This window comes from Pseudarthrobacter sp. GQ63 (genome assembly GCF_059758765.1).
The window spans coordinates 126184-141682 of sequence record NZ_JCAXEF010000010.1 but is presented as its reverse complement, the minus strand read 5'-3'; the positions used below and the strand labels follow the sequence as shown (position 1 = coordinate 141682).

The 15499-nt window shown below is 66.7% G+C and carries 13 protein-coding genes; 2 read left to right on the top strand and 11 right to left on the bottom strand.

Annotated features, from left to right (window positions below):
* Window positions 1–70: 70 nt before the first annotated feature.
* Genes purU through glyA form a run of 7 tightly spaced genes read right to left on the bottom strand, consistent with a single transcriptional unit; the run spans window position 71 to window position 8956 of the window.
* Window positions 71–967: a formyltetrahydrofolate deformylase gene (gene purU / locus AC6CHP_RS16015; protein ID WP_471899994.1), complete on the bottom strand. Its 897-nt coding sequence runs from the start codon at window positions 965–967 to the stop codon at window positions 71–73.
* Window positions 968–970: 3 nt separating this feature from the next.
* Complete coding sequence (locus tag AC6CHP_RS16010) at window positions 971–2344, bottom strand: L-serine ammonia-lyase (RefSeq protein WP_188728758.1); 1374 nt, start codon at window positions 2342–2344, stop codon at window positions 971–973.
* A complete protein-coding gene (locus AC6CHP_RS16005; protein WP_188728760.1) occupies window positions 2345–2983 on the bottom strand; it encodes a sarcosine oxidase subunit gamma in 639 nt (212 codons plus the stop codon).
* Window positions 2976–5921, bottom strand: coding sequence for a sarcosine oxidase subunit alpha family protein (locus AC6CHP_RS16000; protein ID WP_498230924.1), 2946 nt, complete (start codon window positions 5919–5921; stop codon window positions 2976–2978). The genes AC6CHP_RS16005 and AC6CHP_RS16000 overlap by 8 nt, the downstream gene beginning before the upstream one ends.
* On the bottom strand, window positions 5918–6346 hold the full coding sequence (locus AC6CHP_RS15995; RefSeq protein WP_498230922.1) for a sarcosine oxidase subunit delta: 429 nt from the start codon (window positions 6344–6346) through the stop codon (window positions 5918–5920). Before AC6CHP_RS15995 ends, AC6CHP_RS16000 begins: the two co-directional genes overlap by 4 nt.
* 37 nt (window positions 6347–6383) lie before the next feature.
* On the bottom strand, window positions 6384–7604 hold the full coding sequence (locus AC6CHP_RS15990; RefSeq protein ID WP_188728766.1) for a sarcosine oxidase subunit beta family protein: 1221 nt from the start codon (window positions 7602–7604) through the stop codon (window positions 6384–6386).
* Window positions 7601–8956, bottom strand: a complete 1356-nt coding sequence (glyA, locus tag AC6CHP_RS15985; RefSeq protein WP_377192264.1) for a serine hydroxymethyltransferase — start codon at window positions 8954–8956, stop codon at window positions 7601–7603. The genes AC6CHP_RS15990 and glyA overlap by 4 nt, the downstream gene beginning before the upstream one ends.
* Before the next feature lie 156 nt (window positions 8957–9112).
* On the opposite strand from glyA, the gene AC6CHP_RS15980 reads away from it, so the two are divergent.
* Both AC6CHP_RS15980 and AC6CHP_RS15975 read left to right on the top strand, forming a co-directional pair.
* Entirely contained in the window at window positions 9113–9784 is a 672-nt protein-coding gene (locus tag AC6CHP_RS15980) for a GntR family transcriptional regulator (protein WP_188728769.1), read from the top strand.
* Between the two features lie 110 nt (window positions 9785–9894).
* Window positions 9895–11100 carry an MFS transporter gene (locus AC6CHP_RS15975; protein ID WP_498230919.1) on the top strand — a complete coding sequence of 402 codons (1206 nt, stop codon included), beginning with the start codon at window positions 9895–9897 and terminating at the stop codon, window positions 11098–11100.
* Window positions 11101–11106: 6 nt separating this feature from the next.
* Here the strand turns inward: AC6CHP_RS15975 and AC6CHP_RS15970 are convergent, their stop codons facing one another.
* From AC6CHP_RS15970 to AC6CHP_RS15955, 4 genes are all read right to left on the bottom strand, one after another.
* Window positions 11107–12195 carry a LacI family DNA-binding transcriptional regulator gene (locus AC6CHP_RS15970; RefSeq protein ID WP_498230917.1) on the bottom strand — a complete coding sequence of 363 codons (1089 nt, stop codon included), beginning with the start codon at window positions 12193–12195 and terminating at the stop codon, window positions 11107–11109.
* A gap of 38 nt (window positions 12196–12233) precedes the next feature.
* The gene (locus tag AC6CHP_RS15965) at window positions 12234–13139 is read right to left on the bottom strand and encodes a carbohydrate ABC transporter permease (RefSeq protein ID WP_188728775.1); all 906 of its coding nucleotides are present in this window, start codon (window positions 13137–13139) and stop codon (window positions 12234–12236) included.
* The gene (locus AC6CHP_RS15960; RefSeq protein ID WP_188729205.1) at window positions 13136–14017 is read right to left on the bottom strand and encodes a carbohydrate ABC transporter permease; all 882 of its coding nucleotides are present in this window, start codon (window positions 14015–14017) and stop codon (window positions 13136–13138) included. Before AC6CHP_RS15960 ends, AC6CHP_RS15965 begins: the two co-directional genes overlap by 4 nt.
* Before the next feature lie 101 nt (window positions 14018–14118).
* The gene (locus AC6CHP_RS15955) at window positions 14119–15453 is read right to left on the bottom strand and encodes an ABC transporter substrate-binding protein (RefSeq protein WP_498230915.1); all 1335 of its coding nucleotides are present in this window, start codon (window positions 15451–15453) and stop codon (window positions 14119–14121) included.
* Window positions 15454–15499 lie beyond the last annotated feature (46 nt).

The window sequence follows — 15499 nt, the reverse complement described above, 5'->3', positions numbered from 1 at the left end:
GGGAAAACCCGCGTCAGGTGAGAGAGCGTCACGCAAAAGCCTGCGTTAAGTGAGAGAGCGTCGCAGGGGGCTACCGGAGGACCACCGTGCGGTTGCCCTGCAGGATGACCCGGCCCTCGCAGTGCCAGCGGACCGCGTTGGACAGGGCCTTGCACTCGGTGTCGCGGCCGGCGGCCACCAGGTCCTCGGGCCCGTAGGTGTGGTCCACCTCCACGGTCTGCTGGGAGATGATGGGTCCCTCATCCAGCTCGCTGTTGACGTAGTGCGCGGTGGCGCCCACAGTCTTGACCCCGCGCGCGTACGCCTGGTGGTACGGCTTGGCGCCCTTGAAACTGGGCAAAAACGAGTGGTGGATGTTGATCGCCTTCCCGTCCAGCTTCCGGGTCAGGTTGTCGCTGAGCACCTGCATGTACCGGGCCAGCACCACAAGCTCCACATCGAACTCGTCCACCAGCTCCAGCAGCCGCGCCTCGGCCGCAGGCTTGGTGTCAGCCGTGACCGGCACATGGAAGAACGGGATCCCGTGCCACTCCACCAGGGCCTGGTGGTCGGTGTGGTTGGACACCACGGCCACCACGTCCACGGGCAGCTCGCCGATGCGTGCCCGGAACAGGAGGTCGTTAAGGCAGTGCCCGAACTTGGACACCATGATCAGCACCCGCCGCTTTGAGCCGTGCGGCTCCAGGCGCCAGCGCATCCCAAAACGCTCCGCAACGGGACCAAACGCGGCCCGCAGCGTGTCCGCGGTGGAGGCATCGCCGTCGGACGCGAAATGCACCCGCATGAAGAAGTGCCCTTCGCTGCGTTCGCCGAACTGCTGGTTGTCGATGATGTCGCAGCCGTGCTCCAGCAGGAAGCCGGACACGGCGTGGACGATACCCGGCGACTCGCTGCAGTCCAGCGTGAGGACATGCTCCACGGTGGTCAGCGGCGCGGACAGGGAAGTTTCAGTCTCAATGGCGGTCATGGTTCAGCACTCGATCACATTCACGGCGAGTCCTCCTCGGGAGGTTTCCTTGTACTTGGTTTTCATGTCGGCTCCGGTTTCGCGCATCGTCTTGATGGCTTTGTCCAGGGACACCTTGTGGCTGCCGTCGCCGTGCAGGGCAAGGCGGGCGGCGTTGATGGCCTTGACGCTGGCGATCGCGTTGCGTTCGATGCAGGGGATCTGCACCAGCCCGCCCACGGGGTCGCACGTCAGGCCCAGGTTGTGTTCAATGCCCACCTCGGCGGCGTTTTCCACCTGGGCGGGTGTGCCGCCGAGGACTTCGCAGAGCCCGGCGGCGGCCATGGAGCAGGCGGAGCCCACTTCACCCTGGCAGCCCACCTCGGCACCGGAGATGGAGGCGTTGATCTTAAACAGGATTCCGACGGCGGCCGCTGCCAGCAGGAAGCGGACCACGCCGTCGTCGTTGGCGCCGGGGACAAACTTCACGTAGTAGTGCAGCACCGCCGGAACGATACCCGCCGCGCCATTGGTGGGCGCCGTGACGATGCGCCCGCCGGCGGCGTTTTCCTCGTTCACGGCCAGCGCGAACAGGTTCACCCATTCCATGGCCCGGAGCGGATCGGTCACGCCGGTGTCCGCCGTCAGGGTCTGGAACAACGACGGCGCGCGGCGGCGGACGTTGAGCCCGCCCGGAAGGATGCCTTCCGCGGCGCAGCCGTTGTCCACGCATTCGCGCATCACCGCCCACAGCCCCAGCAGCTTCTCCCGGAGCTCCGCTTCGGTCCGCCAGGTCAGTTCATTGGCGAGCATGACGTCGGAAATGGACATCCCCTCGCGTTTGCAGATCTCCAGGAGCTCGTCCGCCGTGGTGAACGGGTAAGGCAGGACGGTGGAGTCCGCCACCACCCGGTCTCCGGCGTCGGCGTCCCCGTCAACAACAAAGCCGCCCCCAATCGAATAGAAGCTCCGTTCGCTGAGGACTGCCCCGGCGTGGTCCAGGGCGCGGAAGGTCATGCCGTTGGGGTGGGCGGGGAGGGACTTGCGCCGGTGCAGCACCACGTCATCGTCCCAGTTGAAGTCCACCCGGTGGTCCCCGCCGATCCACAGTTCGGCGTCCAGCGCGGCTGCGGCCACCTGGTCGTCGGCCGTGAAGGTGTCCACGGTTTCGGGGTCCAGGCCCTTGAGGCCCAGGACCACGGCCTTGTCCGAGCCGTGGCCCCGCCCGGTGGCGCCGAGGGAGCCGAACAGTTCAGCCTGTACGCGCCGGGTGGAGCTCAGGTGTCCGTCGCCCTTGAGTCCGTCGGCGAACAGCTTTGCTGCCCGCATCGGGCCGACCGTGTGTGACGACGACGGCCCGATGCCAACGGAGAACAGGTCCAGGACGCTGAGGGCCATTTAGGGGACCTCGGGCGAGGCATACTCGCGCATCGCGTCGAGGAGCCAGCGGCCCAGGAAATCCGCGAACGAGGCGCGGGGGAAGAGCCGGAACGTCTCCTCGCCGGTCTTCCACAGCACCACGGGGATGTTGCCGACCTCCGTGGAGAGCGCCGTGCCGGCTTTCAGCACGCGCGGGTGCAGGTCCAGCGAGCAGCCCTTCTCCAGGACGGCCCGGGCGCGGGGCCCGGTGAGCTCGAACGTGGTGCGGTTCGCGGAGAGGTCCACTACCTGGCCGGCGCCGTCTCCGAGGGCTTCGCGGAGCGCCTGGATCAGGCCGCCGCCCAGGGATTCGTGGGCGTCCCGTGGTGCCACCACCAGGAACTCTTCCGGGCCAAGCCACAGCACGGAGGTGTCCCCGGTTCCGCTGACGCTGCCGCACGTGGCGGGCAGGCCGCCGGTCACGGCGGCGACGCGCTGTCCGGCGTCGCTGGAGCGGCTGGCCCGGAGGCCCACCATGGTCAGGAAAGCCACTTCGCTGATCTCCACCACGCCCCGGACGGAGCCGGTTTCAAAGTCTGCGCGGAGCTGGGCGGCGGGGCTGACCCGGAGTGAGAGGTTCTTCTCGTAGGAGGTTGCGGGTGCTGCTGTTTCAGCCATCTTTGCGGGTCCCTTCGGGGTCAAAAAGTACGGTTTCGGCGACGACGACGTCCACCAGCCGGTCGCCGGCGGCAGCAGTCAGGGTTTCGCCGATGCGGTTGCGGCCGTTCTTGATCAGGGCCAGGCCAAAGGACCTGCCGAGCGCCGCACTGTGGTAGCTGGAGGTGACGAAGCCTTCCATCGGGACCGGCCCGTAGGCAGGGTTGGTGGAACGGCCCTTCTCTACGAGCTGGGTGCCTTCCGGGAGCCGCAGCGTCCCGTCCACCGGCAGCACGCTCACCAGGTGCTTGCGGTCCTCGCGCTGGCCGTCGGCCCGGGAGTAGGAGCGCTTGCCGATGAAGTCCTTGCCCTTGGAGACGATCCATTCCATGCCGGCGTCCTGCGGGGTGACGGTGCCGTCCGTGTCCTGGCCGACGATCGGGTAGCCCTTCTCGGCGCGGAGCACGTGCATGGTTTCGGTGCCGTACGGGGTGATGTTGTATTCGGCGCCGGCAGCCGCCACGGCCTCCCAGGTGTTCAGCCCGTACCAGGACGGAACGTTGATCTCGTAGGCCAGCTCACCGGAGAAGGAGATCCGGCAGACCCGGGCGCGGACGCCGGAGGCCAGGGTGGTTTCGCGGAACGTCATGAACGGGAACGCCTCGGCTTCCAGCCCGCCGCTGGCCGCCAGTTCCGGGGCCACCTTGGCAAGGACTGCGCGGGACTTGGGCCCGACGACGGCAATGGTGGACCACTGTTCGGTCACCGAGGTGCAGTGCACGTCCAGGTCCGGCCATTCGGTCTGCAGCCATTCCTCCAGCCAGTCCAGCACCTTCGCGGCGCCGCCGGTGGTGGTGGTCATGAAGTAGGTGTCGTCGTCCAGGCGCAGGGTCACGCCGTCGTCGAAGATCATGCCGTCAGCCATGCACATCACGCCATAGCGGGCGGAACCCGGGGCGAGCTTCTTGAACGCGTTGGTGTAGATCCGGTTGAGGAACTCACCGGCGTCCTTGCCGCGGATTTCGATCTTTCCGAGCGTGGTGGCGTCCATGAAGCCCACGGATTCGCGGACGGCGCCGCATTCACGCAGCACGGCCTCATCCATGTCCTCCCCGCCCTGCGGGTAGTACCAGGGACGCTTCCACTGTCCGACGTCCTCGAACAGGGCGCCCTTGGCGACGTGCCACGGGTGGATGGAGGTCTTGCGGGCGGGGTCGAACAGCTCGCCGCGCTGGCGTCCGGCCAGTGCCGCGAAGGCCACGGGCGTGAACGGTGCGCGGTAGGTGGTGGTGCCGATGTCACCGATGCCGCGGGAGGCTTCTCCTGCGGTGCGCAGCGCGGCGGCGATGACGCCGATCGCGTTGACGCCGGAGGTCTTGCCCTGGTCGTTGGCGGTGCTGATGGAGGTGTAGCGCTTGATGTGCTCCACTGAGCGCATGCCGGCCCCGGTGGACCGCAGCACGTCAGCCACGGACTGGTCGCGCTGAAAATCGACGTAGTGCTGGTGCCAGTCGTCCGGGGTACCCGCCTCGCCGGGGACCAGCCACAGCTGGCGGGTGGGGGCGGAGGCCTTCGGCTCCGCCAGGACGAGAGGAGCGACGGCGGACGCGAAGCCGGCAGCGATGGCCGCCGAGGCACCGGCGGAGATGCCCTCGGCCAGGCAGTCGGCCAGTTCGAAGCTGCCCCGGCCCGAGCCGATGGTCTGCTGGTTGGGGACCACGGTGCTCGGCACGAAGGCGGCCAGCTCGTCGTCCCAGCGCAGCTTGCCCTGCCGCTGGGAGTGCAGGTGCACCAGCGGGCTCCAGCCGCCGGACACAGCCAGCAGGTCGCAGGCGATCTGTTCGACGCCCGAGGTGAGCTCGCCATCGTCGTTAATGCTGCGGACGGTGACGCCGTCCACCCGGCCGTCTGCTGACTGCGAAGACGTGTTGGCCACGGCGCTGCCGATCAGCACCCGGGTGCCGGCTTCGACGGCGGCAGCAGCCACGGCGGTGAGCTGCGGACGGGCGTCCACGACGGCGGCAACCTTGACGCCCGCGGCGCGGAGGTCCGCGGCCACGGCGTAGGCGCTGTCGTTGGTGGTGCTGATGACCACGCGGCGGCCGGCGGCCACCCCGTAGCGGTTCAGGTAGGTGCGGACGGCCGAGGCGAGGATGATGCCCGGGCGGTCGTTGTTCTCGAACACCAGGGGACGCTCGTGGGCGCCCGGTGCCAGGACCACCTGGTTGGCACGGATGTGCCAAATCCGCTGCCGGGATACTCCCGACGCGGCAGGGGAGGACAGGTGGTCCGTGCGGTTCTGGACAGCGATCACGTAGTTGGCGTCGTAGGCGCCGAAGGCCGTGGTGCGGTTCAGGACGGTGGATTCGGCGCCTGAAACGAGCTCGGCTTCGACGTCCGCCACCCATTCCAGGGCCGGCTTGCCTTCGATGGTCTCAACGAGCTCCGGTGCCGTTGACCCGGACAGGAGGGACCCGCCCAGCTCGGGCTGGTCGTCCAGCAGCATCACGCGTGCGCCGGTGCGGACGGCTTCGCGGGCTGCGGCCAGGCCGCCGGGGCCGCCGCCGACCACCAGGACGTCGGTGTGGACGTACTTCTTGTCGTACTCGGCGCGGTCCTCCTCGGGATCCAGCTTGCCCAGGCCGCTGAGCAGTTCCGCCTTCAGGCCGTCCACCAGGGTGACGGTGGTGGCGGGGAGCATGGATTCGGCGACGTCGCCCGGGAAGCGCGCAGCGATCTTCACCATCGCATTGGATTCCTCCACACCGGCGGACATGATGCCGCGGGGGCGGTCCTCGTAGAGCGAGTTGCCGGCGTTGATGCGGCCGTTGGCGATCAGGGCGGAGGCGAGGGTGTCGCCGGGGTGCCCCGTGAATTCCTCGCCGTCCACGGTGAATCGCCAGGAAATGGTGCGGTCGATGCGGCCGCCGGAAGCGAGGCGGGCGTTCTGGGAAGTCACTTGGTTGCTCCTTCCGGGGCAGTGGTGCTGGCGGTGCTGGCGGTGCTGGTCTTAGCGGTGCTGGTCCCCGAGATGTCCGGTGCCGCGGTCCCGGTGGTGGTGCTGTCCGGGGCGAGGCTGGCAGTGCCGGTGTCCGGGGTTGTCCGGCCGGCAGCGTCAGGCCGGGGCGCGCCCATCGGGTAGATGGCCTGGATGTCGTAGGTGACGGTGTCGCGGAGCATGTTGAACCACTGGCGGCAGCCGGTGCTGTGCAGCCAGCGCTCGGCGAAGGCGCCCTTGGTGTTGTCCCGGTAGAACAGGTACTCGGCCCACTGGCGGTCGGTCAGCTCGTTCGGGTTTTCGGGGTAGGGAACGTGGGCCTGGCCGCCGTAATGGAACTCGGTCTCGTCGCGGGAGCCGCAGTTGGGGCAGGAGATGAGCAGCATGTGCGTCTTCTTTCTAAAGTGCAGTGTTCGCTGGCGGCTAGTGGGCCACGGCGGCGGCGCCGTGTTCGTCGATCAGCGCGCCGGTTTCGAAGCGTTCCAGCGCAAACGGCTTGTTCAGCTTGTGCGGGGTGCCGGTGGCGATGTTGTGCGCGAAGGTCATGCCGGCCGCGGGAGTGGCCTTGAAGCCGCCGGTGCCCCAGCCGCAGTTCACGAACATATTTTCCACCGGGGTGTTGCCCACGATCGGGGAGGCATCCAGCGTCGTGTCCACAATTCCGCCCCAGGTCCGGAGCACGTGGGCCCGGGCAAAGATGGGGAAGAGCTCAACGGCGGCAGCCATTTGGTGCTCGATCACGTGGAAGGAGCCGCGCTGGCCGTAGCCGTTGTAGGAATCGACGCCGGCGCCCATCACCAGCTCGCCCTTGTGGGCCTGGGAGACGTAGACGTGCACGTGGTTGGACATGACCACCGTGGGGTGGACGGGCTCGTGCAGCTCGGAGACCAGGGCCTGGAGCGGGTGGGACTGGATGGGGAGCCGGAAGCCGGCCATCTCGGCCAGGACCGAGCTGTGCCCGGCGGCGGCGAGGCCCACCTTTTCGGTGTTGATGGTGCCGCGGTTGGTCTTGACGCCCACCACGCGGTTGCCGTCCTTGACGAAGCCGGTGACTTCGCAGTTCTGGATGATGTCCACGCCCATCTCATCGCACTTGCGGGCGAAGGCCCAGGCAACGTGGTCGTGCTTGGCGATGCCGGCCCGGGGCTGGTAGGTGGCGCCCATGACGGGGTAGCGGATGTTGTCGCTGATGTTCAGGATGGGGCAGAGTTCCTTGACCTGCTTGGGGTCCAGCCACTCGGCGTCCACGCCGTTGAGCTTGTTGGCCCCCACGCGCCGCATGCTTTCGCGGACGTCGCCCAGGGTGTGGGCGAGGTTCATCACGCCGCGCTGGCTGAAGAGGAAGTCGTACTCGAGCTCCTCGGGCAGGATCTCCCAGAGCTTGAGGGCGTGCTCGTAGATGGCCGCGCTCTCGTCCCAGAGGTAGTTGGAGCGGATGATGGTGGTGTTCCGGGCCATGTTGCCGCCGGCCAGCCAGCCCTTTTCCAGGATGGCGATGTTGGTCATGCCGTGGTTCTTGGCCAGGAAGTACGCGGTAGCCAGGCCGTGCCCGCCGCCGCCCACAATCACGGCGTCGTACGAGGACTTGGGCTCCGGGTTGCGCCAGAGGAAGTCGGGGTGCTCGGGGAGGAGGTCTGCACTCACTGGGCTGCTCCAATCAGGTCTGCTTCAAGGGCGGCAACTTCAGTGCCGTTGCTGAGGTGTGGGTAGAGGGGGAACTGGTCGGCCAGGGCGGTGACGCGGGCGCGGAGTTCGACGGCGGTGCTGTCGCCCAGGGTGCCGCTGGCCGCGGTGCCGTTGCCCGCAGCGGCGATGAGCGCCGTCGCAATAATGTCTGCGACTTCCTCGAATTCCTTGGCGCCGAAGCCGCGGGTGGCGAGGGCCGGGGTGCCGATGCGCAGCCCCGAGGAGACCATCGGCGGGCGGGGATCGAAGGGGACGGCATTGCGGTTGACGGTGATGCCGATGCGGTGCAGGGCGTCTTCGGCCTGCTGTCCGTCCAGCTCAGAGTTGCGGAGGTCCACGAGGACCAGGTGGACGTCGGTGCCGCCGTTGACCACGGAGATTCCGGCCGCGGCAACGTCGTCGCGGAGGAGCCGTTCGGCGAGAAGCTTGGATCCCTCAAGGACACGCTGCTGGCGTTCCTTGAACTCGGGGGAGGCGGCGAGCTTGAAGGCCACGGCCTTGGCGGCGATCACGTGCTCCAGAGGCCCGCCCTGCTGGCCGGGGAACACGGCGCTGTTGATCTTCTTGCCGTACTGCTCCTTGGCAAGGATGACGCCTCCGCGCGGGCCGCCGAGGGTCTTGTGGGTGGTGGTGGTGACGACGTCGGCGTACGGCACCGGGTTCGGGTGCAGGCCGGCGGCCACCAGGCCTGCGAAGTGGGCCATGTCCACCATGAGGTACGCGTCCACCAGGTCGGCGATGCGGCGGAACTCGGCGAAGTCCAGCTGGCGGGAGTAGGCGGACCAGCCGGCGACGATCAGCTTGGGCCGGTGCTCCAGGGCCAGCGCCTCAACCTCGGCCATATCGATGCGGAGGTCCGATTCGCTCACGTGGTACGGGACCACGTTGTAGAGCTTGCCGGAGAAGTTGATCTTCATGCCGTGCGTCAGGTGGCCGCCGTGGGCCAGGCTCAGACCCATGATGGTGTCGCCCGGGTTCAGCAGGGCGAACATGGCGGCGGCGTTGGCCTGCGCGCCGGAGTGCGGCTGGACATTGGCGAATTCTGCGCCGAACAGGGCCTTGACCCGGTCGATGGCGAGCTGCTCCACAACATCCACGTGTTCGCAGCCGCCGTAGTAGCGCTTGCCCGGGTAGCCCTCGGCGTACTTGTTGGTCAGGACCGAGCCCTGGGCCTCCATGACCGCGGACGGGGCAAAGTTCTCGGAGGCGATCATTTCCAGCGTCGACTGCTGGCGGCCCAGCTCACTGGCAATGGCCTGCTGGACCTCGGGATCGACGACCGAAAGTCGCTCGTTCAACTGCTCAACCACGGATGCTCCTTTGAAATACCACTTGCTTACTAACTGATATATCAGTGTGAGCTCAATGGTATGATCGGGATCACAGCAGAGTCAATAGCTGGACGAAAGTGACGCGAAGCCCGGCACGGGCAGCCCCGTCACGTCAGCGGAGAACGGAGCGGCGCGTTGAATGCACTTCTTGCCCTGCCTCAGGCGGAGGACGAGGCACCGTCCCAGGCGGAGGCCGCCTACCGGCAGCTGCGGGACAAACTGATCATGCTGGAAATCCGCCCGGGCGAGCCGATCAACGAGGGCCAGGTAGCGGTTGAACTCGGGCTCGGGCGTACCCCCGTGCGGGAGGCCATCAAGCGCCTGGAGGTTGACCACCTGGTCATTTCCTATCCGCGACGCGGCACCTTCGCCACGAACGTCGACTTCACGGAGCTGGCTGATGTCTCGGAAATCCGGGAACTCCTGGAGCCGCTGGCCGCACGCCGGGCGGCCAAAAGGGCCAGTGAAAGCATGCGCCGCGAACTGCTGCAGGTGGCCGACGCCATTGCGGAGCTGGGGCCCGGCCAGGGGGAGTCCCGCGACCTGATGCGGTACGACCTCATGGTGCACCGGCTGATCTACAAGGCGGCCGCGAACCCGCACCTGGAAAGCACCCTGATCCGCTACGACAACCTGGCCACCCGCATCTGGTGCGTGGTGCTGGACAAAGTGCCGTCAGTGAGCGGCCACATCACCGAGCACGTGGACCTGCTCAAGGCGGTGGCCGCCGGCGACGCCGACAAGGCCGCCGAGCTGGCCCTGCACCACGTCACGAGCTTCGAGGAAACCATCCGCAAGGTGCTGTAACCGGCCTGGGACGCTCTCTCACTTAACGCCGCATAAACCGTGGCGCTCTCTCACTTAACGCCGTATAAACCGGGACGCTCTCTCACTCCTGAAAGGATGCAATGCGCGCCATGCCCGCTGCCACCCGGAACGCACAGGACCGCACTGCCAGGCTCGGCTTCGCCTTCATCGGCGTTCTCCTCATTGCAGTCAACCTTCGGGTGTCCTTTGTCAGCGTGGGGCCGGTCCTGTCCAACATCAGCTCCGACCTTGGCCTGTCCAGCGCCGCGGCAGGTTTCCTGACGGGTCTTCCGCTCATTGCTTTTGCCATCTTCTCGCCCGTTGCGCCCGGCTTCGCTTCCCGCCTGGGCCTCGACCGTGCGCTGTGGATGTCCCTGCTGATCCTGGCCTCGGGCATCGTGCTCCGCTCCTTGCCTGTGCCCGGCTTCATCTGGCTGGGCACAGCACTCATAGGCCTCGCAATCGCGTTCCTCAATGTCCTGGTCCCTTCGCTGGTGAAGCGGGACTTTCCCACGAGGGTCAGCCAGCTCACCGGAAGCTACACCGCCACCCAGGCTGCCTTCGCCGCCATGGGGGCCGCCGTCGTCGTGCCCGTGGCGCAAACGTCGCCCGCGGGATGGCGCCTTGCCCTCGGTATCTGGGCGGGACTTGCCCTCATCGCCATGGCGGTGCTCCTGCCGTGGCTGCGCCGGCACAGCTCCGGCACCATGAGTGCCGCCAAGCCGGACGTGTCCTACCGGTCGCCGTGGACCTCAGCCCTGGGCTGGCAGGTGACCACCTTCATGGGGCTGCAGTCGATCGCCTTCTACGTCCTGATGGCATGGCTGCCCACCATTGAACAAAGCCGGGGCGTCCCGGCCACTACCGCCGGCATCCACCTGTCCGTTTTCCTGCTCATCAGCGTCTTCGCCAGCCTTGCCGCAGGGGGCATCCTTCACCGGGGCTCGGACCAACGGATCGTTTCCTTCGCCAGCGGCGCGGTCATGGTTGTGACGTTCCTGGGCCTGGCACTTGCGCCGGACCTCATCCTGCTGTGGGTCCTCCTGGGGGCAATCGGATGCGGGAGCCTGATCGTCATTGCCCTGTCGCTGTTCAGCCTCCGGACGGTCAACTACCCGCAGGCGGCATCATTGTCCGGCATGGCGCAGTCCGTCGGCTACGGCATGGCTGCTGTGGGTCCGGTAATGTTCGGGGGGCTGCGCGATGTGAGCGGAGATTGGACCCTTCCCCTCCTGGTCACTGCGGGCATCATGGCCGTCCTCGCCGTGACGGGTGCGCTCGCGGGGCGGAACCGGGTCATCAGCCCTTCGGCGTAGCCCCCGTCAGGCGTGCGCCTGCGCCCGGACGGAGGTCCGTTCCACCGCGGGGCAGTTGATCTTGGCCACCCCGCCCGAGCCGGTTCGGGGTGCAGTGTCGAGCCCGAGGAGCATCCGCACACCCGCTGCGCCCAGTTCGTAGTGGGGGAGGGACACGGTGGAAAGCGGGGGCCGCAGGTGGGCGGCAATGACTTCCTGGTTGTCGAACCCCACCACGGCCATGTCGTCGGGGATGGACAGGCCGTGCTCGCGCAGGCCGTCGTAGAGGCCCATGGCCATCCGGTCGTTGTAGCAGTACACCGCGGTCGCGCCCCGCGTAAGGAGATCGGAGGTGGCCCCGTAGCCGCCCTCCTGGTCCGGATAGGCTTCCAGCACCAGCTCCGGATCGAACGGAACACCGGCCTTTTCCAGTGCTTCCCGGTACCCCTGGAGCCGCCCGTCCTTGGCCGGTGCCGGGATGGTGGCGTTGATGAAAGCGATCTTCCGGTGCCCGTGCCCCAGCAGGATTTCCGTGGCTGAGCGGCCGCCCTGCACCTCGTCGGGCACCACGGCCCGGGTGCCCGGCTCGTTGGAGAAGCAGTTGACCAGGACGAAGTCGGCTTCCCGGAGTTGCGCCGGAATGTCCGTCTGGCGGTGGAACCACGTGGAGTAGAGGATGCCGCGGACCTTGTATTCGAGCATCATCTGGATGGCGTCCTGCTCGAGCTCGCCGTTGCCTTCGGTGTTGGCGATGAGGAGGGCATACCCGTGCTTCCACGCCTCGTCCTGGGCTCCGTGGATGATCTGGCCGGCGAAGGGCGTGGTTGCAACGCCGTCCGCCACCAGCCCGATGAACCGGGACGTGCCGCTGACCAGTGTTTTTGCCATCGCGTTGGGCCGGTAGCCCAGGGTCCGGATGGCGTCCTGCACCCGCCGGCGGGTTTCCTCGGCGATCCGGGCGGCCTTTTTCTTGTTGACCACCAGTGACACCGTGGCTGTGGAAACGCCGGCCGCTTCTGCCACGTCACGGAGGGTGACGGGGTGCGCGCGCTCCGGGGTTTGTGGCGCCCGGGCGGCAGGTGCCGGCGCCTCCGCACCATTCTCCATTGAACTCATCTGCCCTCCTTGAGGAGTATATCCATCCGCCGTTGCCGTCATCCCTTCGTCGCCCCGCTTTCGAGTCCCTGGATCATGGCCTTGTTGAGCACCAGGAACACCAGCAGCAGGGGGGTGATGGTCACGCATACGGCGGCGAACGTTGCCGTCCAGTCCACCTTGCCCATCGCGCCGATATAGTTCTGCAGGCCCAGCGGTATGGTTTTCAGGTCCTCGGACAGGACGAAGGTGTTGGCGAAGATGAAGTCGTTCCAGATGAAGATGCTGTTCACCAGGACCACGGTCACCACGGTGTTCAGGGACAGCGGCATGGTGATCAGCCCGAAGATCCGGTAGGGGCCGGCCCCGTCCAGGGACGCTGCCTCGTACGTTTCCTTGGGGATGTACTCGTAGAACGAGCAGAACAGGTAGATGGCCATGGGCAGCGAGAACCCGGCCAGCGGGATGATCATGGACAGGTAGGTGTCCAGCAGGTTCACCGCAGCGTAATCGATGAACAGCGGGACCAGGGCGATCTGCACCGGGACGATGATGCCGATCAGGAACAGCCCGCGGACCAGCTTGCTGAGCCGGAACCCCAGCACCTGGATGGCGTAGGCGGCCATCATGCCCAGCAGGACGATCAGGATGTTCGCCCCCATGGTGACGATGAAGCTGTTCAGGATGTTCCGCCCCAGGTCGCCCGTTTCGAAGGCCCTGGCATAGTTCTCCCACGTCAGGGAGCTGGGCAGGGCAAAGGGATCACCGGTGGCAAAGTCCTGTTCCGTGCGGAGGCTGGTGAGGAACAGCCACGCCAGCGGGTACACCTGCACGATCACGATGAGCATGATCAGCACGCGGGACAGCGTCCGGAACAGGTCGGGCCTGCGCCGGCGGCGCTTTCCGGACGGCCGGACAGGTACGACGGCGGCGGGCGGGGTGGGCGGGGCTGTTTGGGTGATCATGCGTCTGCCTTCCGCTTCAGCAGGAAAAGGATGAGGCCGACGGCGACGAGGCACTCCACCACGATGAACACCGAGATGGTGCTGGCGTAGCCGAAGTCCGTGCTGGTGAACGCCGTCTTGTACATGTACGTGGTGAGCAGTTCCGAGGACTGCCCGGGGCCGCCGTTGGTCATCAGGTAGGGGATGTCGAAGCCGCGCAGCCCGTAGGTGGTGGCCATGATGGTGGTGGTGATCCACACCGGGCGGATGTACGGGAAGCGGATCTTGGTGAACAGCGTCCACCGGGACGCGCCATCCAGGACGGCGGCCTCCTCAAGCTCCTTGGGGACCGCGAGCAGGGCCGCGTAGATGATGAGCATGTACAGCCCGGTGAAACGCCAACCCTCCGGTGCGGACACCGCCGCAAGGACCGTGTTGACGTCCGAGAGCCACGGCCGCTCCAGGCTGCCGAGGCCCACCCAGTGGAACAGCTGGTTGAGCAGGCCCACGGGCTCCATGGAGTAGATCCGTACGAAGAGGAAGGCGATGGCCACCGTGGAGATGACGGCCGGCAGCAGGTAGAGGGTCTTGATCAGCTCACGCCCGCGGCGGAGCGAGGTGAGGAGGCTGGCCACCACCAGGGCGCCGCCGAGTTGCAGGACCAGGCAGATGGCCAGGTAGACGAGGGCGTTCAGGAACGCCCGCCAGAAGATGTCGTCGGCGACGAACATCCGGACATAGTTGTCCACGCCCACGAACTCCATGTCGCTGATGCCGTTCCAGGAAAAGAAGCTCAGGAACAGGGACTGGAGGATGGGAAAGAGGACTGCTGCGCCGTAAAGGAGCAGCGGTGGAAGCAGGAAGACCAGGACCGAGGTCCGTGACCTGTTGGGCAGCATCCTGTTGGGTTGCATAGCGGGCCTTTCGGGGCCTTGCGGGCGGGGGAACGCTTTCGCTTTTTGAGTTCCCCCGCCGCGTTGGTTTCGTGGGGAAGCAGTGCCTACTTGAAGAACTTGGGGGCGTTCTGCGCGATGGCCTTGTCCATGGTTTCGGTGAACTGCTCAGGCGTGGTGTTGCCCTGCACCAGCAGCACCAGCTCCTGCTGCAACCGGCCGTTGGTGGTCGGGTCCAGCTGCGTGTCCCACGGCATGGCCTGCTTGGAACCGAGGCCGTCGGCCTGGTCCAGGGCCTTCTGGTACAGCGGCGTGGCATTGGCCGGGACAACGGTTTCGACGTCGGTGGTGGGGGACAGTGCCCCGGTGGCGGCATATTCAGCGGGGTACTTTTCCAGGGCGAACTTCAGGAAGTCGCTCACCAGGGGATCGTATGTTGTGGCGTTCACGGCCATGCCGATGCCGGACGGGGACACGAACTCGTTGGCCGCCGTCACGGACCCTGCCGTTGTGGGGAGGGTGAAGAAGTCGATGTCGTTGCGGACGGCCGGGTCCAGCTTGTCCGTGGCCAGGCTGGGCAGTTCCCACGTGCCGATGTTGTACATGGCGGCCTGTCCGGAGGTGAACTGGTTTTGCGCGTCCGAGTAGCCCTGGGCGGAGAAGCCGTCCTGGAAGCACTTGGCCTCGCCCAGTTCCGCCATCCAGTTCACGGTCTTCTGGCCGGCAGGATCGCTGAACTTCGCCTCGCCCTTCTTCAGTTTCTGGACGAACTCGGGGCCCGCTTCGCGGAACGGCTGGTAGGCGATGTAGCGCTCCAGCGGCCACTGGTCCTGGCCGTCGATGGCAATGGGGGTGATCCCGGCGCTGCGCAGGGCGGTGCACATGGCCGGGATGTCATCGAGCGATGTTGGCACCGCCACGCCGGCCTTCTCCAGCAGTGCCTTGTTGTACCAGATGAATTCCAGCTCGAACTGGAAGGGGATCATGTACAGGGACCCGTCGTCGAAGCGCTGGTAGTCCAGCGCGCCCGGACGGTAGTTGTCGTAGATATCCAGTGACTCCAGCAGCTTCTCGGCGTCCACCATCTTGCCCTGCTTGGCCAGCTGCTGGGCGAAGGGCGTTGCGTCCGTATCGAAGAGTTCGGGCAGCTTGTTGGCTGCCGCCAGGGTCTCGAGTTTCTGGATGTAGGAGGGCCGGTCCGGGGTGGTGATCAGGTTGAGCTCAAAGCCCGGGTGGTCCTTGGCATAGTCGTCGGCGAGCTTTTTCATGATGTTGATGACCGCGCCGTCGGCAGGGCGGGAGAGCAGCCACGAGATCTCGCGGGCCTTGATCTCTCCGGTGGGGCTGACGTTGGACGGGTCAGTGGAGCTGGCGCCCCCGCAGGCTGTCAGGGCCAGGGCGGTGACGGCTGCGGCAGCGGCAGCGCGGAACATGTTCTTCATATGGGTCAATCTCCCTTGATTGGAACGGAGGATGGGTGGTGGGGGT